General features: G+C 66.3%; 17 protein-coding genes. 14 read left to right on the forward strand and 3 right to left on the reverse strand.

The annotated features are described in order from the left end of the window. Positions 1-125: 125 nt before the first annotated feature. The 9 genes from C454_RS18645 to C454_RS18685 all read left to right on the forward strand — a co-directional run bounded on the left by C454_RS18645 (position 126) and on the right by C454_RS18685 (position 10,197). Positions 126-701: an N-acetyltransferase gene (locus C454_RS18645; protein ID WP_004978023.1), complete on the forward strand. Its 576-nt coding sequence runs from the start codon at positions 126-128 to the stop codon at positions 699-701. Next, complete coding sequence (locus C454_RS18650; RefSeq protein ID WP_004978024.1) at positions 698-1,801, forward strand: DegT/DnrJ/EryC1/StrS family aminotransferase; 1,104 nt, start codon at positions 698-700, stop codon at positions 1,799-1,801. The genes C454_RS18645 and C454_RS18650 overlap by 4 nt, the downstream gene beginning before the upstream one ends. Then, positions 1,798-2,838 carry a Gfo/Idh/MocA family protein gene (locus tag C454_RS18655; protein WP_239639956.1) on the forward strand — a complete coding sequence of 347 codons (1,041 nt, stop codon included), beginning with the start codon at positions 1,798-1,800 and terminating at the stop codon, positions 2,836-2,838. The genes C454_RS18650 and C454_RS18655 overlap by 4 nt, the downstream gene beginning before the upstream one ends. Then, positions 2,835-4,262, forward strand: a complete 1,428-nt coding sequence (locus C454_RS18660; RefSeq protein ID WP_004978042.1) for a nucleotide sugar dehydrogenase — start codon at positions 2,835-2,837, stop codon at positions 4,260-4,262. Before C454_RS18655 ends, C454_RS18660 begins: the two co-directional genes overlap by 4 nt. Further along, positions 4,259-5,344: a non-hydrolyzing UDP-N-acetylglucosamine 2-epimerase gene (gene wecB, locus C454_RS18665; protein WP_004978045.1), complete on the forward strand. Its 1,086-nt coding sequence runs from the start codon at positions 4,259-4,261 to the stop codon at positions 5,342-5,344. Before C454_RS18660 ends, wecB begins: the two co-directional genes overlap by 4 nt. Further along, positions 5,337-6,332, forward strand: a complete 996-nt coding sequence (locus C454_RS18670) for a polysaccharide deacetylase family protein (RefSeq protein WP_049905299.1) — start codon at positions 5,337-5,339, stop codon at positions 6,330-6,332. Before wecB ends, C454_RS18670 begins: the two co-directional genes overlap by 8 nt. A 96-nt stretch (positions 6,333-6,428) precedes the next feature. Then, on the forward strand, positions 6,429-7,751 hold the full coding sequence (locus tag C454_RS18675; protein WP_004978049.1) for a hypothetical protein: 1,323 nt from the start codon (positions 6,429-6,431) through the stop codon (positions 7,749-7,751). A 267-nt stretch (positions 7,752-8,018) separates the two neighbouring features. Then, positions 8,019-9,107 carry a lipid II:glycine glycyltransferase FemX gene (locus C454_RS18680; RefSeq protein WP_004978054.1) on the forward strand — a complete coding sequence of 363 codons (1,089 nt, stop codon included), beginning with the start codon at positions 8,019-8,021 and terminating at the stop codon, positions 9,105-9,107. 52 nt (positions 9,108-9,159) lie between these two features. Further along, positions 9,160-10,197: a lipid II:glycine glycyltransferase FemX gene (locus C454_RS18685; protein ID WP_004978056.1), complete on the forward strand. Its 1,038-nt coding sequence runs from the start codon at positions 9,160-9,162 to the stop codon at positions 10,195-10,197. Between the two features lie 57 nt (positions 10,198-10,254). Here the strand turns inward: C454_RS18685 and C454_RS18690 are convergent, their stop codons facing one another. Further along, positions 10,255-10,551: a winged helix-turn-helix domain-containing protein gene (locus C454_RS18690; protein ID WP_049905314.1), complete on the reverse strand. Its 297-nt coding sequence runs from the start codon at positions 10,549-10,551 to the stop codon at positions 10,255-10,257. A 469-nt stretch (positions 10,552-11,020) separates the two neighbouring features. On the opposite strand from C454_RS18690, the gene C454_RS18695 reads away from it, so the two are divergent. Both C454_RS18695 and surE read left to right on the forward strand, forming a co-directional pair. Next, complete coding sequence (locus C454_RS18695; RefSeq protein WP_004978061.1) at positions 11,021-11,953, forward strand: DUF6544 family protein; 933 nt, start codon at positions 11,021-11,023, stop codon at positions 11,951-11,953. Positions 11,954-11,983: 30 nt separating this feature from the next. After that, entirely contained in the window at positions 11,984-12,859 is an 876-nt protein-coding gene (gene surE, locus C454_RS18700; protein ID WP_004978064.1) for a 5'/3'-nucleotidase SurE, read from the forward strand. Positions 12,860-12,889: 30 nt separating this feature from the next. On the opposite strand, the gene C454_RS18705 is transcribed toward surE, so the two are convergent. Then, the gene (locus C454_RS18705; protein WP_042665409.1) at positions 12,890-13,294 is read right to left on the reverse strand and encodes a CBS domain-containing protein; all 405 of its coding nucleotides are present in this window, start codon (positions 13,292-13,294) and stop codon (positions 12,890-12,892) included. A gap of 189 nt (positions 13,295-13,483) precedes the next feature. Between C454_RS18705 and msrA the strand changes: the two genes are divergently transcribed. From msrA to C454_RS18720, 3 genes are all read left to right on the forward strand, one after another. Then, entirely contained in the window at positions 13,484-14,017 is a 534-nt protein-coding gene (msrA, locus tag C454_RS18710; RefSeq protein ID WP_004978068.1) for a peptide-methionine (S)-S-oxide reductase MsrA, read from the forward strand. Positions 14,018-14,754: 737 nt separating this feature from the next. Further along, positions 14,755-15,579, forward strand: coding sequence for a ParA family protein (locus tag C454_RS18715; RefSeq protein ID WP_004978071.1), 825 nt, complete (start codon positions 14,755-14,757; stop codon positions 15,577-15,579). Continuing rightward, a complete protein-coding gene (locus C454_RS18720) occupies positions 15,572-16,144 on the forward strand; it encodes a hypothetical protein (RefSeq protein WP_004978074.1) in 573 nt (190 codons plus the stop codon). Before C454_RS18715 ends, C454_RS18720 begins: the two co-directional genes overlap by 8 nt. Positions 16,145-16,677: 533 nt before the next feature. Here C454_RS18720 and C454_RS18725 read toward each other — a convergent pair. Beyond that, positions 16,678-17,928, reverse strand: a complete 1,251-nt coding sequence (locus C454_RS18725; RefSeq protein WP_004978076.1) for an orc1/cdc6 family replication initiation protein — start codon at positions 17,926-17,928, stop codon at positions 16,678-16,680. Between the last annotated feature and the right edge of the window lie 349 nt (positions 17,929-18,277).

Genomic DNA, 18,277 nt, shown 5'->3' on the forward strand with positions numbered 1-18,277 from the left:
TTTCGCTAAGGCAGGCAGACTCCCCGCCGACATGATATGAAATTCCAGATTTTCCAGTCGATTCGGCCGTTCGCCGAGTCGACACAGACAGTCGATGGAGCGCGACCGACGCGAGGTGGACGACGATGAGCGCCGAGATGGGCGTCGAATCCCACGTCGACGACGGCGTCACCATCGGCTACGGCGACGGCGACGACCCGGTCATCGGCGACCGGGCGCGAATCCGCGCCGGAACCATCGTCTACCACGACGTGAGCATCGGCGACGACTTCGTCACCGGCCACAACGTCCTCGTCCGCGAGCACACGACCATCGGCGACCAGGTGCTTCTCGGGACCGAGACGGTCGTCGACGGCACCACGACCATCGGGTCGCGCGTGAGCATCCAGACGAACGTCTACATCCCCACCAACACCCGCATCGGCGACGACGTGTTCGTCGGCCCGGGCGTGGTGATGACGAACGACCCCTACCCGGTCCGCGCCGACGCGGAACTGGTCGGCCCGACAATCGAGAACCACGCCTCTATCGGCGCGAACGCGACGCTCCTCCCCGGCGTGACCGTCGGCGAGGGCGCGTTCGTCGCCGCCGGCGCGCTCGTCGTGAACGACGTGCCGCCGCGAACCCTCGCCGTGGGCGTCCCCGCCGTCCACCGCGAACTGCCGGAGCAACTGCGGGGAGAAAACAGGATACGACGATGAGTTCAGACCACATTGCCATCGCCGCGCCCCAGCTCGGCGCGGCGGAACGGGACCGAATCGCGGCCGTCCTCGAAAGCGGCATGATAGCCGACGGCCCCGAGGTTCGGGGCTTCGAGCGGGAGTTCGCCGACTACTGCGGCGCCGACCACGGCGTCGCCACCTCGAACGGGACGACGGCGCTCCACGCCGCGCTCCACGCGCTCGGCGTCGGCCCCGGCGACCGCGTCCTGACGACGCCCTTCACGTTCATCGCGACGGCCAACGCCGTCGCGTTCACGGGGGCCGAGGTGGGCTTCGTCGACATCGACCCGCGGACGTACAACATCGACCCCGACGCGCTCGAAGCGCGGCTCAGGGCCGGCGAACAGGTGGACGCGGTCATCGCGGTCCACCTCTACGGTCTCCCGGCGGACATGACGCGCCTCACGGAACTCGCCGAGGAGTACGACTTCCTGCTCGTCGAGGACGCCGCGCAGGCCCACGGCGCGGAAGTCGAGGGACGGCGCGTCGGCTCCTTCGGCGACGCCGCGTGCTTCTCGTTCTACCCGACGAAGAACATGACCACGAGCGAGGGCGGGATGATCACCACCAACCACGCGGACGTCGCCGAGCGCGCCGCCCGATTCGTGGACCACGGCCGCGTCTCCGGCTACGAACACGCCGAGGTCGGCCACAACTTCCGCATGACGAGCATCGCCGCGGCCATCGGCCGGGTCCAGCTCGAACGCCTCCCCGAGTTCACCCGCGCGCGACAGGCCAACGCCGCCGCGCTCACGGAGTACCTCGAAGACTCGCCGGTCACGACGCCACACACGCCGTCGGACCGAACCCACGTCTTCCACCAGTACACCGTCGCCTGCGACGGCATCGAGCGCGACGCCCTCAAGTCGTACCTCGACGCGAAGGGAATCTCCACGGGCGTCTACTACCCGAAGCCCGTCCACAAGCAACCCGCGTACGAACACCTCGCGGTGTCGGCCCCCGTCGCGGAAGAGGCCGCGGAACGGGTCCTCTCGCTGCCGGTCCACCCCGGACTCAGCGAGGCCGACGTAGAGCGCGTCGGGACTGCGGTCGCCAACTACGCGGAGGTGGCGAGGTGAGCCGAGAAACCACCGGATTGCGAACAGACGGCGGCCGGGAGCGCCCGGTCCGCGCGGGCGTCGTCGGCGTCGGGTCGATGGGAACCAACCACGCGCGGGTCTACGCGGAGCTTCGCGGCGTCGAACTGGTCGGCGTCGCCGACGCGGACGCGGACCGCGCCGCCGAGGTCGCCGCCGACTTCGGCACCGACGCGTACGGAATCGAGGAACTCCTCGACCGCGTCGACGTGGTGACGGTCGCGGTGCCGACGCCCTACCACGAGTCGGTCGCCCGGCAGTGCATCGACGCCGGCGTCCACGCGCTCGTCGAGAAACCCTTCGTCGACGACCTCGACGCGGGCGCGGAGTTAGCCGCGCTCGCCGAGGAACGCGGCGTCGTGCTGCAGGTCGGCCACATCGAGCGGTTCAACCCGGCCGTCCGCGCCCTCCCCGACCTCCTCGACGGCGTCGAACCCATCGCCATCACCGCGAACCGGCTCGGCCCGCCGCTGAACCGCGAGATGGGCGACGGCGTCGTCATGGACCTCATGATTCACGACATCGACGTGGTGCTCTCGCTCGTCGACGCCGCGGTCGACCGCGTGGCCGCGACCGCCACGCCCGACGAGCAGTACGCGACGGCGCAGGTGACCTTCGAGAACGGCGTCATCGCCTCGCTCACCGCGAGTCGGCTCACCCAGCAGAAGACGCGGACCCTCGACATCACCGCGCGCGACCGGCTCATCCGGGTCGACTACCTGAACCAGTCGGTCCAGATATTCCGCCAGTCGCGGCCGGACTACCTCCGTGACAACGGGAGCGTGCGCTACCGCCACGAGGTGGTCATGGAACAGCCGATGATTAACACCGGCGAGCCGCTGAAACGCGAGCTACAGGCGTTCGTGGACGCCGCGACCGACGGCGGCCCGGTCCTCGTCACCCCGGCCGACGGCCTGCGCGCAATCGAACTCGCCCGGCGCATCGAGGCCGACGCCGAGTCGGCGATTCGGAGCGTCGAGACCGCGGAGACCACGGAAACCCCGGAGGGCCGGCAATGAGCCGCGAACGACCCGGACTGTACGGCTCCGACCGCTCGCCCGAAGAACAGACGCGGGCCCTGCGCGCCGGCGAGGTCCCCGTCGCGGTGTACGGCCTCGGAAAGATGGGCCTCCCGCTGGCGGCCGTCTACGCCCGCGCGACGGGCAACGTCACCGGCGTCGACATCAGCGAGGACGTGGTCCGCGGCGTCAACGACGGCGAGTGCCACGTAGCGAAGGAGCCGGGACTCCCCGAGTTAGTCGCCGAGCAGGCCGAACGCGGCGCGCTTCGGGCGACCACCGACGGCGTCGCCGCGGCCGAGGGAGCCGCGATTCACGTCATCATCGTCCCGACCCCGCTGACCGACGACCGCGAACCCGACCTCGCGGCGTTCGAGGCCGTCCTCGACAGCATCGCGCGGGGCCTCGCGCCCGGCGACCTCGTCGTCGTCGAGTGCACCGTCCCGCCGGGGACGAGCAAGGACCTCGTCGTGCCGTACCTCGCGGAGCGAAGCGGCCTCTCGGCCGGCGAGTTCGGCGTGGCGTTCTGCCCCGAGCGGACCTCGTCGGGCCGGGCGCTCCGCGACATCACCGAGTCGCACCCGAAAATCGTCGGCGGCGTCGACGCCGAGAGCACCCGCGTCGCGGCGCTCGTCTACGGCGAACTGACCTCGAACGAGGTGATTCCCGTGCGCGACGCGACGACCGCGGAGGCCGTGAAGCTGTTCGAGGGCGTCTACCGCGACGTGAACATCGCGCTCGCGAACGAACTCGCGCGGCTCCGCGACGACCTCGGCATCGACGTGACCGAGGCCATCGACGCGGCCAACACCCAACCGTACTGCGACATCCACGCGCCCGGCCCGGGCGTCGGCGGCCACTGCATCCCGTGGTACCCGTACTTCATCACGAGCCGAGTCGAGGCCGAGACGCCGCTGCTCCTGACCGCCCGCGAGGTCAACGACAGCATGCCGGCGTTCACCGCCGACAAGCTCCGCGACGAGTTGGCCGCGACGGGACGCGACGTCGAAGGCGCGACCGTCGCCGTCCTCGGCGTCACCTACCGCCCCGGCGTCGCCGAGACCCGCGCGACGCCCGCCGCGGGCGTCATCGACCGACTGAACGAACTCGGCGCGACCGTCCTCGCGGTCGACCCGATGCTCTCCGACGAGGTCGTCGCGTCCTTCGGCGCGACCCCCGTCTCGCTCGCCGACCTACCGGCTCGCGCGCTCGACGCGGCCGTGGTCGTCACGCCGCACGAGGAGTTCGACGAAATCGACTGGGCCGCCTTCGACGACCTCGTCGTCGTCGACGGCCGCGGCACCCTCGGCGACATCGGCCACCGCGTGTACGAAATCGGCGGCGGACCGCGAGGCGAGTCGTCCGAGGCCGACGCCGACACCGAGATTGCGGCCGACGCGCCGCACGGAGGACCGGGCCGATGAGCCGTCTCAAGGTGCTCTCGGTCGTCGGCGCGCGCCCGCAGTTCATCAAGGCGTTCCCCGTCTCCGACGCGCTCAGACGCGACCACGACGAGGTGCTCGTCCACACCGGCCAGCACTACGACGAGTCGATGTCGGGCGTGTTCTTCGACGAACTCGACATCCCGGAACCCGACTACAACCTCGGCGTCGGCTCGGGCGGCCACGCCGCCCAGACCGCCGAGATGATGACCCGGCTCGACGCCGTCGTCGCCGACGAGGAGCCCGACGTGGTGCTCGTCTACGGCGACACCAACTCCACGCTCGCGGCGGCGCTCGTGGCTTCGAAGCGCGAGCCCGCGCTGGCGCACGTCGAGGCCGGCCTGCGGAGCCACAACTGGGAGATGCCCGAGGAGGTCAACCGCGTGCTCACCGACCACTGTTCGGACCTGCTGTTCGCGCCCTCCGAGTCGGCCGCCGAGACGCTGGCGGCCGAGGGCATCCGCGACGGCGTCTCCGTGACCGGCGACGTGCAGTACGACGCGGTCCTCCGGGTCCGCGAGGCCGCCCGCGAGCGGTCGTCGATACTCGCCGACCTCGACCTCCGAGACGGCGAGTACGTCCTCGCGACGGTCCACCGCGCCGCCAACACCGACGACTACGACCGCCTCGAAGGCATCGTGGAGGGGCTCGCGTCGTCGGAACTCCCGGTCGTCTTCCCCGTCCACCCGCGGACCGAGGGGGCGCTCGAAGCCAGCGGCCTCTGGTCGCGGCTCGCCGACGCCGAGAACGTCGTCCTCGTGGAACCGGTCGGATACCTCGACTTCGTCCGCCTGCTCGACGGCGCGGAGCGCGTCGCCACCGACTCCGGCGGCGTCCAGAAGGAGGCGTTCTACCTCGACACCCGGTGTCTCACGCTCCGCGACGAGACCGAGTGGACCGAAACCGTCGACGCCGGCTGGAACGCCCTCGTCGGCGCGGACGCGACCGCGATTCGGGCGGCGCTGGCCGACGACGACCCGCTTCCGGAAAAGCCCTCGCTGTACGGCGACGGGAGCGCCGCCGAGCGAATCGTCGCCGCGCTCTCGGAGTACGAGTATGCGTGAGACGAAGGGAGATTCAGATGCGCGAGCTGACCACCGCGTGACCGCCACGGAACCGAGCGAACCGGGGTTCGCCGTCTGTCTGACCCACGACGTGGACCGCCCGTACAAGACGTATCAGGGGCTGTACTACGCGGCGAAGTCGAACCCCGGCTACCACCTCCGGACGCTCCTCCGGCGGGAGAACCCCTACTGGCAGTTCGAGGAGGTCATGGCGCTCGAACGCGACCTCGGCGTCCGCTCGTCGTTCTACTTCCTCAACGAGCCGAGCCTCCTCGAGACGGGGTCGCTTTCGGACTGGCTCGAACCGAAGAACTGGGTCGAACACCTCGGCCGGTACGACCTCGACTCGGCGTCGGTCGCCGCCGCCGTCCGCGCCCTCGACGACGGCGGCTGGGAGGTCGGCATCCACGGCTCGTTCCGGTCGTGCGACGACTTCGACCGCCTCCGGACCGAAAAGCGCGAACTCGAAGCGGTCCTCGGCCACGAAATCGTCGGCGGCCGCCAGCACCACCTCAAACTCGGGCCGAACACGTGGCGCTACCACCGCGAACTCGGCTTGAAGTACGACGCCAGCCCCGGGTCGAGTTCGGAAAACGGCTTCCAGCACGGCTACCAGCCGTTCCGCCCCTTCGACGACGACTTCGTCGTCTTCCCGCTGACGCTGATGGAGGTGTCGCTTCCCGACCCCGGGTCGGCGTTCGACGAGGCGTGGGCCGAGTGCGAGCGCCTCCTCGACGAGGCCGAGGCGAACGACGCCGTGATGACGGTGCTGTGGCACCCGCGGTACTTCAACGAGGACGAGTTCCCCGGCTACCGCCGGCTCTACCGCCGCATCATCGAACGGGCGCTCGACCGCGGCGCGTGGGTCGGCCCCCTCGGCGACTACTATCGCGAGTTCCTCGCCGAGCGCGATTCCGGCGACGATTCGGAACAGCGGGCGACCGACAGCGCGACCACCGCCGGCGCGAATCACTCGTTCTCCCGGTAGAATACGGCGGCGTCGGCCGGTATCGGCCCCATAACAAAGCCGCCAGCGGGCTACCTCTCGGACAGCCAATACCCCTCAGAGAGGCTATTCTATATCATGAATCCACCATCGAAGACACAGTATCGCCGCGACGGCGACACCGACGCCGACACGGAGCGACTCCAGCGGTACGTCGACGTGCTCGACGACGTGCTCGACTACGCCCGCGAACGCGACTACAAGGGCTGGGACTACGGCGACGGCATGAGCAGCAGGCTCCTGCTGTCGGTCCCCATCGACAACCGCTGGTTCAACCTCGCGGTCCAGGAGTTCATCAAGCGCTCGCCCGTCAACGTCCGCCCGCTGTTCCTCGTCGAACAGCGACGGAACTTCAAGGGCATCACGCTGTTCGCCATGGCGAACCGGACCCGCGCCCAGTTGGCCGAGTGGTTCGACGGGGACCGCCCGGCGGAGACGTACCGCGACGACGCGGAATCGCTGACCGAGTGGCTCGTCGAAAACCAGGCCAAGGGCTACAGCGGTTTCGCCGGCAGCCACCGCCACGTCATCCAGCACATCTCCGGTCGCAACGGCCCGCGGTCGGGGATTCCCCACTCGCCGAACATCGTCTCCACGTCCTACGGCGTCAAGGCGCTCCTCGCGGGACGGGAGTTCGACCCGGACTACCCGGACATCGCTAAGACCGCCGTCGACGTGATGCTCGACGACCTCAACTACCGGCCGAAGGACGACGGTGCGGTCATGGACTACTACCTCTCGCACCCGAAGGACAGCTACACCCTCAACGCGCTTGCCATCGGGGCGCGGCTGTTCGTCGAGCTGTACGACCACTTCGGCGACGAGGAACTGCTCGAACGCGCCGAGAAGGTGTACGACTTCGTCGCGTCGAAGCAGACCGACCGCGGCGGGTGGTACTACCGCGAGCCCGCGAGCGCCTCGCACCTCTCGATGGACAACCACCACAACGGCTTCATCGTCGAGTGCTTCCAGCGCTACGAGCAGCTCGTCGGCAGCGGTCGGTACGACGAGACGCTCGAACGCGGCCTCGACTTCTACGCCCGCGAGCTGTTCGACGAGGACGGCGCGCCCAACTTCGACGAGGAGCACCCCTACCCGCGGGACATCCACGCGACGGCGCAGGGCATCCTCGTGTTCACCTACGCCGGGCAGTACGACCGCGCCGAGCGCGCCATCGACTGGGCGCTCGCGAACATGTACGTCCCGTCGGAAGGTCGGTTCTACTTCCGCAAACACCGCTTTTACACCAAGCGCATGACGCTCATGCGGTGGTGCCAAGCGTGGATGGCCTACGCCATCGCCGAGTACGTCGCCACCAGAATCACCGGCGAACCGACGCACGGCTACGGCATCGACGCCGACGGTATCGAGCGCCTACGAGCGGCGGCAGAGCGCCCCTGACGGGGAGCAGGCCGGCGCGAACGCCGGCTAGTCGCTTCATAACAAATCCCCATCCTACCGTCACAGTAGTTCGAGAATGTCTTTTCGAATGATACACGCCGACGCGGCCCGACCGAATCGCGGGTCGATTTACGGGGCTGCCGCGTCGGCCGGCGATTCGGCTGATTTCGGTCGGTACGGTCGGGCCGAGCGGACCGGATGCGTCGACCGCAGCCGGCGTTGTCGGTGGCAACGGGCGCAGTACGAACTCCCTTCACCCCTCAGCCCATGACCATCGAGATTACCGAGTTCGACCACCGCGACCGCGACGAGTGGGACACGTACGTCGAGCGGTCGAGTCAAGCGAGCCTCTTTCACCAGTACGAGGCGCTGCGGCTCCAGGCGAAGTACTCGAACTCGAAGCTCCACCTGCTCGTCGGCTTCAAAACCGAGGAACCGGTCGGCCTGTTCCCCGTCTTCGAGATTCGGAAGGGACTGGTCAAGACGGCGTTCTCGCCGCCGCCGCACATCGGCGTCCCCTATCTCGGGCCCGTGATGCTCGACGCCGGCAACATCAAGAGCCGGAAGTTCGAGCGCCGTCGCAACCAGTTCATCGACGGCTGCACCGAGTGGATAGGTGAACACATCGGCCCGAACTACACGCACGTCCGCGTCGGTGACTACTACACCGACATGCGGACGTTCCTGTGGGGCGGCTGCGACGTGTCGCCGAAGTACACCTACAACGTCGACCTGACCCGGGGCGAAGAGGACCTCCTCATGTCGTTCAGCCGGAGCGCCCGACGGAACATCCGCGACGGTCGAAAGCTCGTCTCGGGTATCGAGGAGGGCGACCGCGACGACATCTGTTCGATTCTCAGGCTGGTCAAAGACCGCTACGAGGAACAGGACCTGTCGTTCGACGTGCCGCCGCAGTTCGTCATGGACCTGTACGACTCGCTCCCGGCGGGGCAGGTCCGGCCCTACGTCTTCCGGTACGACGGGACGTTCGTGAGCGGGATTCTCGTCCTCCAGTACGGGGACACGCTCTACCGCTGGCTCGGCGGCGTCCGGCCCCAGCGGGACTTCGGCATCGACGTGAACGACCTGCTGGACTGGCGCATCATGCGCGACGGCATGGCCGCCGGGATGCGCCGATACGACCTCGTCGGCGCGAACAACCGCCGGCTCAACCGCTACAAGAGCAAGTACAACCCCGAACTCGTCACGTTCTACCAAATCGAGCACGGCGCGCTCCCGGTCAGAACCATCGCGCACCTGTACAAGAGCCGCCTCGGACCCGGCATCGAGATGCTGTCCCGGGGAAACGGGACGAGCCTCCCGTCGCGACTCGTCTCGGGGTTCCTCCACCGGTGACGACCCGCCCGACGTACCGCCCGACGACCATCCAATCACACGACCACGACACATGTCACAACTCCGTATCGAAACCCTGAGCCTCGACGAGTGGGGCGACGCGCTCCCCTCGTCCGGCACCGAAGTCTTCCACACCCCCGCGGTGCTCGCCGCCATCGACGAGCACTTCGACGGCGAAATGCACCTGTTCGGCGTCTTCAAGGGCCAAGAACCGGTCGCGCTGTTCCCGACGTTCGTCCGCCGCAACCCCCTCGGGCGGGTCGTCGTCTCGCCGCCGCCGTCGATGGCGATTCCCTACATCGGCCCCGTGATGATGCCGAACAGCCCGAAACAGAGCGCCTACGAGTCGGTGAACCGCGAGTTCGCCGACCTCGTGGTCGAGGAGCTCGGCATCCGCTCGAACCGGACGTTCGTCCGCCTGCTCTGTTCGCCGGCGTACCTCGACCCCCGCCCGTTCGAATGGACCGGCTTCGCGGTCAAGCCCTCCTTTACCTACCGGCTCGACCTCGGCGGGCGCTCGCTCGACGAGATACAGGCCCAGTTCAGCAGCAGCCTCCGCCGGGAGATTCGGCAGGCGCGCGAACTCGACATCACCATCGCGGACGAGGGGCTCGACGGCGCTCGCGTCGTCTACGACGACGTGGTCTCTCGGTACGACGAACAGGACGAACCGTTCGGAATGCCGTGGGAGTTCGTCGAGTCGCTGGTCGAGAACCTCGGCGACCGGTGTCGCGTGTACGTCGCCCGCGGCCCCGACGGCGAGTACCTCAGCGGGATGATCGTCCCCTTCTCGGACGAGGTGGGCTACTTCTGGCTCGGCGGCGCACGCGGCGAGTACGACGGCGTCAGCATCAACAGCCTGCTCCACTGGACCATCATCGAGGACATCGTCGAGGACGAGGCGCTCGCGTCGGTCACGAAGTACGACCTCGTCGGCGCGAACACGGAGCGGCTCTGCAACTACAAATCGAAGTTCGGCGGCGAACTCGTCCCGTACTACGTCGTCGAGTCGACCGGCGTCGGGATGAACCTCGCCAAGCGGACCTACCAGCTCCTGAACAAGGGGACGGAGCGAATCGCGACGAAGTAGTTACCGGGTCGCACGACGCGCCGCACCGTCCGTGAGAAAACTGCGAGACGGCCGCGCTCACGTCATCTGCTGTGTCTGGATGACGTCCCAGATGTTCTCGGCGTCGTCGGTGATGCCGTACACACGCCCTTTTCGACGCTGTTCCGGGACGAGCAGTTCCACGAGCGAGCGGTCTCTGAGTTCCTGCAGCGCCCGCGAGACGTGAGCGACCGCGCTCTCGGAGTCGGTGGCGATTTGCGTCGGCGTCGCCGGCCCCTCGGAGAGCCGATCGAGGACCGAGACCCGGTAGCGAGAGCTGATGACGAAGCCCACGTCGTCCCACGGCACGTCGTCGGTCTCACCGACGTGGCTCACGCAACGCCCACCTCGCTTGGGGAGACGGGTCGGTCGGCGTGACAGTCGGGGCGCGCTCTCGAGGACGTACGACGGCGAGTAGAGAAGGCGGACCGGCGGAGGCGACAACCCGAATCGCTCGCGGCCGTCGTGGCGGTCGAAGACCGAGGAGCCGTCGACCACGACGGAGTCGAATCTGCCGAAAACAGACGAATTAACGGGAGATTAACCGCGATGTCGGCGGGTGCCCGGCGTGCCGGCCGCATCGGTTCGGTGCGCATTCGTTCGTTAGTACGAACTTAATTACATAAAGTCATCGTTTGAATTATATTCACGCGTTCGTGAGTATCTCGATTTTGTGGACGAACCGTTGACAGAAGTCCGGTGGGAGGCGCCGTTAGCGACGGTTCGCCCGCGGCCCGAAGGCGGTCAGTGTCAGTCCGTGAGAGTCACGACGAGACTCATATCCGTCTCTCGCGTATCGTCCGGTATGTCACGGACGCGAACCTTCGGACAACTCGGCATCGCGCTTGTCGTCGGTGTTCTTGCCGTCGGCGCTCTCCTCGCCGCGGTTCGGGCGCGAGCCGACGATACGGCCGCGCGACTGCTCGACGTACTCCAGCGAGAACACGCCGAAACGACCACGGACGACAGCGGGAACGGCGAGGCGCTCGACGAGGCCGACCTCAGCGACCTGCCCGCCCCAGTTCGCCGGTATCTCGAACGCGTGCTACCGGACGAGTCCCGCCGGGTTCAGTCGGTCCGGCTCCGCCAGACGGGGGCGTTCAGGCTCGGCGACGCGGACTCGCCGTGGAAATCGATGACCGCGACCCAACACTACACCGTCGACCCGCCGGGGTTCGTCTGGGACGCCCGAATCGACCTCGCGCCGTTCCTTCCGATTCGAGTCGTCGACGCCTTCGTCGGCGGTTCGGGGTCGCTGGAGGCGAAACTACTTTCGGTGGTCACCGTCGCGGACGCCCCGCGGTCGCCGGAGTTGGACGAGGGCGAACTCGCCCGCTACCTCTCCGAGATGGTCTGGTTCCCGACCGCGTTCCTCCCCGGCCACGGCGTCAGGTGGGAGCCGAGAAACGACCGCTCGGCTCGGGCGACGCTCGCCCACCGCGGCTCGACCACGACCGTCGTGTTCCACTTCGACGAGAACGACGAGGTAGCGCGCGTCACCGCGGACCGGTGGCGCGACACGGGAGACGGCGAGTACGAACGGTGCCCGTGGACGGGACAGTTCAGCGACTACCGCGAAGTGAACGGGGTTCGCGTGCCCGCGGCGGCCGAGGTTGCGTGGAACCTCCCGTGGGTCGACCTGCCGTACTGGCGGGCGACTATCGACGACGTGGAGTACGACCCGCTGCCGACGGCGACGCGGCGGTCGAATACGCCTCCGGGTCCGAATCCGGAATAGCTACGGCGACCGACAGAAATTCCCGAGTAGATGACCGATTCCTCGTCTCCGCTCCGAATCCTCCTCACCAACGACGACGGCATCGACGCGCCCGGCATCGCCGCCATGCGCGAGGAACTCACCGCCGTCGGCGACGTGACCGTCGTCGCGCCCGCCGAGAATCAAAGCGGCGTCGGCCGCGCCCGCAACGAACACGCGGTCCGCCGCGACCACCCGTGGGGGTACGCCCTCGAAGGGACCCCCGCGGACTGCGTCGCCTACGGGCTCCGCGGCCTCGACGCCGACTTCGATATCGTCGTCTCCGGTATCAACGACGGTCCGAACGCGGGCAACTACGTCGTCGGCCGGTCGGGGACCGTCGGCGCGGGCGTCGAGGCCGCGTTCCTCGGGACGCCCGCCATCGCCGTCTCCGGCTACCACGCGCGGGACTTCTTCTGCCACCCGCCCGAGGAGTACGACTTCTCCCGCCCCGCCCGGGTCGCCCGCGCGCTGACCGAGCGCGTCTTCGGAACCGACGTGTTCGACGAGGTCGACCTCCTGAACGTCAACGCTCCCGCCGACGTTCCGAGTCCACGGATGCGCGTGACCCGCCCCTTCGCGGACTACGACCAGCAGGTCGACCACCACGCCGACGCCGGCGCGCTCCCGGACGGCGACCGCGAAGGCGGCCTCGACGACGACGAGGTCTACGTCCGGCTCCAAGACGTTTCGTGGCCCGACGCCGTCGGCTTCGAGAACCCGTTCCCGCTCGGCGACGAACACCGCGACCGCTATCCGGTCGGGAGCGACCGCCGCGCGATGGTCGACGGCGAGGTGAGCGTCTCGCCCCTGGCGGTCCACCACGGCCACGCGACGGACCCGCGGCTGGCGAGTGTCGTCGAGAGCCTCTCCGAACAGGTGGAGTAACGCGGAGTTACCGGCAGGGAAAAGACCGCGTTACGACCGCGCCAGCTGTCCGGTCTGCGAGAGGTAGGCCGCGAGGTCCGAGGTAGTGATCATCCCGATGACGCCCTCCTCGTCGTCGACGACGGGCATGTGGTGAAAGCCGTGTTCGGTCATCGACTCCGCGACGGTGACGATGGAGTCCTGCGCTCCCGCGGTAATCACGTCGGTGGTCATGTAGCGCTCGACGGTCGTCTGCGCTTTCGGCTGGCTCTTCGCGACGATGTCGACGAAGTCGGTCGTCGTCAGGATGCCTTCGAGTCGGTTGTCCTCGTCGACGACGATGACCGAGCTGATGTTGTTGTCCAGTATCAACTGCGCCGCGTCTTCGACGAGCGTGTCTGGGGTGACCGTGTGGAGGGTCGTGGACATGAGCCTCGCGACGAATACATCTTCCATAGTAATTGCTGACAGACGGGGCGGTTAAATGTTGGCTTCGGGTACACTCCGGCCGGGAAAACCAACGGACGCGTCCGGGGCTCGCTCGCCGGAGCGCCGGCGTGGGTCGGCGGTCGTCGGCGAGCGCCAGCCCTCGGCCGCGACTGCCCCCGCCGCGGGGCTTAATTCCTCGGCGACGTAACCGGGCCTATGGGAAGCACACAGACTGCGACGTTCGGCGGCGGCTGTTTCTGGTGCGTCGAAGCCGCGTTCAAGGAACTCGACGGAATCAGCGAAGTCACGTCGGGTTACGCCGGCGGGAAGACGGAGAATCCGAGCTACGAGCAGGTCTGTTCGGGGAACACCGGCCACGCCGAGGTCGTGCAGGTGGAGTACGACCCCGCGGCCGTCGGCTACGACGAACTGCTCGAGGTGTTCTTCGCGGTCCACGACCCGACACAGCTCAACCGACAGGGCCCCGACGTGGGAACGCAGTACCGCTCTATCGTCCTCTATCACGACGACGAACAGGAGCGACAGGCGTCCGCCTACGTCGAAGCCCTCGACGAGGAGTACGACGACAAGGTCGTCACGGAGTTGGCCCCGTTAGAGACGTTCTACGAGGCCGAGGAGTACCACCAGGACTACTTCGAAAAGAACCCCAACGACGCGTACTGCCAGTTCCACGCGAGCCCGAAAATCGAGAAGGTCCGCGAGAAGTTCGCCGACAAACTCGCCAACTGAACCGAGACGGCGGACAACACCACTGTGTCCGCAGTATCTGCGGACGAGAGACGCTGAATGTCGCTTTCTTCGGTTCGGTTCGAATCGCGCGACGGTCGGAACGGAGTTCGCACAGTCGACACCGGGCGGACTGCGAGGAGGGTGTAAACCGCGGTGACAGTGCGGACTGCGAGGAGAGCGTGAACTTCGAGCGCAGTGGAGACAGCGAAGAGAGTGCGAACTTCCGAAGCAGCCCAAACGGTTCGAACGGTGGACGAATCTGAAACCGTCTGGGAAGTCTGCACCGCTTACGAGTCTCGAACCGTGCAGAAATTGTACAAATTGTGGAATTTGTACGGATTGTAACGGTTGTAGAGTGTTGAAGGAGTCTACACCGCGAAAGATTCGCACAGTGTGAAAGCTTCGCAGAACGCGAGCGATGTTCGGAAACCGAACGCCTCGGACGAAGCTGAAACCGTTCACAAACCGAGAGCGCGGACGAATCACCGGTCACCGACAGGCGACAGTTCACAATTTTTAAAATTTGTAGACATTGTGGAAATTATAGAATGTAGAAGCAGTCCCAACGGTTCAAAAGTCGTGGATAAAATTATGTGGTACGCCGCGGAAGGTCCGGTCAAGTCCCTCAAATGTCCGCACAGTCCACAGTTCAAACGGAGTTTGCACCGCTCAAACAGCAGACACAGCGTAGACTGTGTACAATTTGTGAACATCGCGCTCCGCAGGAGGCCCGATAGATGTCGCGAGCCGTGAGCGTCTCCCTCCAGAAAGGCGGCGTCGGAAAGACGACGATTGCCATCAACCTCGCCGACGCGCTCGCCGCGCGGGGGAACGACGTGCTCTTAGTCGACCTCGACCAGCAGGGGAACGCGACCGAGGGCGTCGGGATGAAAGACGCCTACGAGTCGTCGGAGCCGAACGTCGGCGACGTGCTGACCGACGACGAGCCCGTGGACGTGCGCGAAGTGATACGCGGCCGCGAGGGCTTCGACGTGCTTCCCGCCCACGTCGACCTCGACGACATCGAAGACCGAGTCCGGAACTCGACGTTCGGCGTGCTCTGGGTCCGCCGCCGAATCGTCGACCCGCTGTTGGACGACGACTACGACTACATCGTCATCGACTCGCCGCCGAGCCTCGGCCCGCTGTCCGACGCGGCGCTCATCGGAACCGGGAACGTCGTCGTTCCGCTCCTCATGAGCGAGCCGAGCGTGAGCGGCTTCGAGCGGATGTTCGAACAACAGATCGGGCCGATTCGCCGCGAGGTCGACCTCGACATTCTCGCTATCGTCCCCAACGACCTCACCGGAAACAACGAGGAAAAGCGCATCATCCGCGACCTCGAAGATTCCCCCTTCGAGCAGTTTATCCCCCCGTTCGCCCGCTCGGAGCTGTTCGACGACCCCGACTCCAAGGGGCCGGGAATCAGACACCGAATCGCGTTCAGTCGCGCCTGGCGCGACGGGAAAACCCTCCGGGAGTACGACCCGTCGAACGACATGCTCGACCGACTCGACCAACTCGCGGAAATCGTCGAGCGCGGAGGGACCGACGATGCCTAAGGAAAACCGGTTCGCCGGCCTCGGCGAGGCGATGGAATCCGAATCCGAATCGGAACCAGAGACGGAACTCGACGACGAGCAGACCCCCGACGAAGAAGCTTCCGACGGGTCCGAGAAGTCAGCCCCCGAACCAGCGGTCGAAGCCGAGTCCGAGGGCGACGCTGCGCCCGACTCGAACCCCGAAACCGCCTCGGAGTCGGAGTCAGGCGAAGCGAGCGAGAGCGACGACGCGGGCGAGAGCAGCGAACGCGACGAGCCCGGAGAGCCGGCCGAGTCGACCGCGGAGGAAGACGGCGCGGAAAGCGCCGGCGAGACGGAGCAGGCGACGGAGGCAGCGGGCGGTCCGGCGTTCGAGTTCGAGGCGACGACCGCGAAGAGCATCTACGTCCGGACCGCGACGCTCGACCGACTGGACGACGCCGAGTTCGAAGTCGAATCGCACCTCCGCCGAGAATACGACGTGCGCGACCTGACCGGCCGGGAGTTCCACGACGCGCTCGTCCGCGTCGCCGCCGAGTACCCCGAGGAAATCGCCGACGCCGTCCTCGAAACTCGCGAGGAGTGAGAAGCCGAAGAGTCGAACAAAACCGGCTCGAACGTCCGGAGAACAGCGGACAGTGTGGTGTTCGAGACCGACAGTCCGCGGCCCGGTTATCGAAACGCACGGTGACAATCGACAGCGGAGCGGAGAAAACGACGGCTGAGCACCGCGGCGTCCGCTGTTGTCGCAGACGCGGAGTGAACGTCGCGTTCGAACGTGGAAAGACGCGACACCGAACACCGGTATGTCCGCTGTTGTACCGCTGGCGAGCCACGGAGATGGCCGCTACCTGGTGAATAGCCGGTCGCGTAAGTTGGGAACACCACACTGTCCGCTGTTCGAACAAGCGGCGAAAATAGCCGATTTACTGCGGACATCGTGGTGTTCCGAACGGCCGGAAACCGGTAACGAAATCGGCCGGCGAATCCGAACGAACGCATGCTTTTGAGGAACGAGTCGAAGTCACAACCGCCTCCAAAACACGGCAGAGAGCCGTTCTGACGGGGGTTGGTTCGAGACTAACACCATCATGTCCGCAGTAATCTCAGTCGGGTCACCTACTGCTGGATGAAATCGTCGAGCGTGCTCGTCTTCTCGCCGTCGAGGAAGGGTTCGACCGTCTCGTGGACGCCCACGAGTTCGATGGTGTCGCGCATGGCCGAGACGATGAGCCCGACGTCCATATCGAGGGCGTACTCGCGGTACGTCCCGCCGCGTCGACCCTCGTTTCGCTCGGTGACGGAGACGATTCCGAGCATCGCGAGCTCGCTGAGGTGGTCGCGCATCCGTCGCGGGACGAGCGGGTCGCGGTTGGCGAGTTCGGTAAAGCGGGTGTAGCGGGGGCGGACGTCCCGAGAGCGAATCGGCGTCTCGTCTTCCAGTTCGAGCGTCAGAAGCGAATAGAGGACGAGGTGACCGTGTTCGGTCAGCCCGTTGATTCCCTCTTTGATGCGGCCGCGCTCGAGGGCGCGCCGACCGCGTTTCACGTGCTCTTCCTCGATGCGGTCGGTGTCGTCGTCGCGGGCTAAGTCGCCGGCTTTCATCAACAGGTCGATCGACTGGCGGGCGTCGCCGGCGTCTTTCGCGCCGTAGGCGGCACAGAGCGGAATCACCTCGTCGGCGAGGACGCCCTCGCGGAACGCAACCTTGGCGCGCTGTTCGAGGATGGCGCGGAGGTTCTTCGCGTTGTACGCGGGGAAGTGAATCTCCTGTTCGCACAGGGAGCTTTTGACCTTCGGCGAGAGGTCGTCACGGAACGAGAAGTCGTTGGAGATGCCGATGAGCCCGACTTTGGCCGCGTCGAGGTTCCCGTTGGCCCGCGCTCGCGGGAGTTGATAGAGGATGCTGTCGTCGTTGACGTGGTCGATCTCGTCGAGAACGATGATTATCGTCCCACCGCAGTCGTCGAGCTCCTGCCAGAGCATCTCGTAGACGGACCCGAGCGGGTAGCCCGTCGTGCTAATCTGGTTCGACTCCGACCGGAACTCGTTGACGAGTCGGGTCGCGATCTGATACGAACTCGTGAGTCCGTCGCAGTTCAGGAAGACGACCCTGAGGTCGATGTCGTCGTAGTGGCTCGCGTCCTCGCGGAGGTGCCCGAGTAAGTACCGCGACGCGGCGGTCTTGCCGACGCCGGTCTTCCCGTAGAGGAAGATATTGTTGGGCTGTTCGCCGTTGATAACCGGTTGCAGCGCAGCCTGAAAGGTACGGAGTTCCTCGTCGCGCCCCACGAGTTCCTCGGGTTGGTAATCCTCGCGGAGGGCGTCCCGGTCCCGATAAATCTCGGTGTCCCGCTCGAATAGGGGCATACTACCACGGTTCGACCACTTCGTTGATAAAACCACCGCGTCCGGAGTGTCCGCTGTTCTCGTGTTTTATATACTCGGGCGGGGACACACCCCCTCCACTTTGTCCGCTGTTCTGGGAAACGAAGGTAACCGGTGGAACAACTGGACGGAGCCGCGTGTTCTGATATAGAGAAAGATTTAATACACAATAGTTTAAACTAAGTCCGTAATACAGTCAATTATAATGGTTGAATGACTGCTGTATGAGTACTAGATGAATGCTGTACGAGGACACTTATTTTATTCACCCTTCTACACCACTAAACTAAATCGGTCGGCACGGAACCGACAGTAAAGGACCGGTTCACGG

The sequence above is a fragment of the Haloferax gibbonsii ATCC 33959 genome, assembly GCF_000336775.1.
Classification (GTDB): domain Archaea; phylum Halobacteriota; class Halobacteria; order Halobacteriales; family Haloferacaceae; genus Haloferax; species Haloferax gibbonsii.

Excerpts from the sequence above, each read along its gene's own strand:
- C454_RS18645 (WP_004978023.1), top strand. The coding sequence starts at position 126 with ATGAGCGCCGAGATGGGCGTCGAATCCCACGTCGACGACGGCGTCACC.
- C454_RS18650 (WP_004978024.1), top strand. The coding sequence starts at position 698 with ATGAGTTCAGACCACATTGCCATCGCCGCGCCCCAGCTCGGCGCGGCG.
- C454_RS18660 (WP_004978042.1), top strand. The coding sequence starts at position 2,835 with ATGAGCCGCGAACGACCCGGACTGTACGGCTCCGACCGCTCGCCCGAA.
- wecB (WP_004978045.1), top strand. The coding sequence starts at position 4,259 with ATGAGCCGTCTCAAGGTGCTCTCGGTCGTCGGCGCGCGCCCGCAGTTC.
- C454_RS18670 (WP_049905299.1), top strand. The coding sequence starts at position 5,337 with ATGCGTGAGACGAAGGGAGATTCAGATGCGCGAGCTGACCACCGCGTG.
- C454_RS18675 (WP_004978049.1), top strand. The coding sequence starts at position 6,429 with ATGAATCCACCATCGAAGACACAGTATCGCCGCGACGGCGACACCGAC.
- C454_RS18680 (WP_004978054.1), top strand. The coding sequence starts at position 8,019 with ATGACCATCGAGATTACCGAGTTCGACCACCGCGACCGCGACGAGTGG.
- C454_RS18685 (WP_004978056.1), top strand. The coding sequence starts at position 9,160 with ATGTCACAACTCCGTATCGAAACCCTGAGCCTCGACGAGTGGGGCGAC.
- C454_RS18695 (WP_004978061.1), top strand. The coding sequence starts at position 11,021 with ATGTCACGGACGCGAACCTTCGGACAACTCGGCATCGCGCTTGTCGTC.
- surE (WP_004978064.1), top strand. The coding sequence starts at position 11,984 with ATGACCGATTCCTCGTCTCCGCTCCGAATCCTCCTCACCAACGACGAC.
- C454_RS18705 (WP_042665409.1), bottom strand. The coding sequence starts at position 13,294 with ATGGAAGATGTATTCGTCGCGAGGCTCATGTCCACGACCCTCCACACG.
- msrA (WP_004978068.1), top strand. The coding sequence starts at position 13,484 with ATGGGAAGCACACAGACTGCGACGTTCGGCGGCGGCTGTTTCTGGTGC.
- C454_RS18715 (WP_004978071.1), top strand. The coding sequence starts at position 14,755 with ATGTCGCGAGCCGTGAGCGTCTCCCTCCAGAAAGGCGGCGTCGGAAAG.
- C454_RS18720 (WP_004978074.1), top strand. The coding sequence starts at position 15,572 with ATGCCTAAGGAAAACCGGTTCGCCGGCCTCGGCGAGGCGATGGAATCC.
- C454_RS18725 (WP_004978076.1), bottom strand. The coding sequence starts at position 17,928 with ATGCCCCTATTCGAGCGGGACACCGAGATTTATCGGGACCGGGACGCC.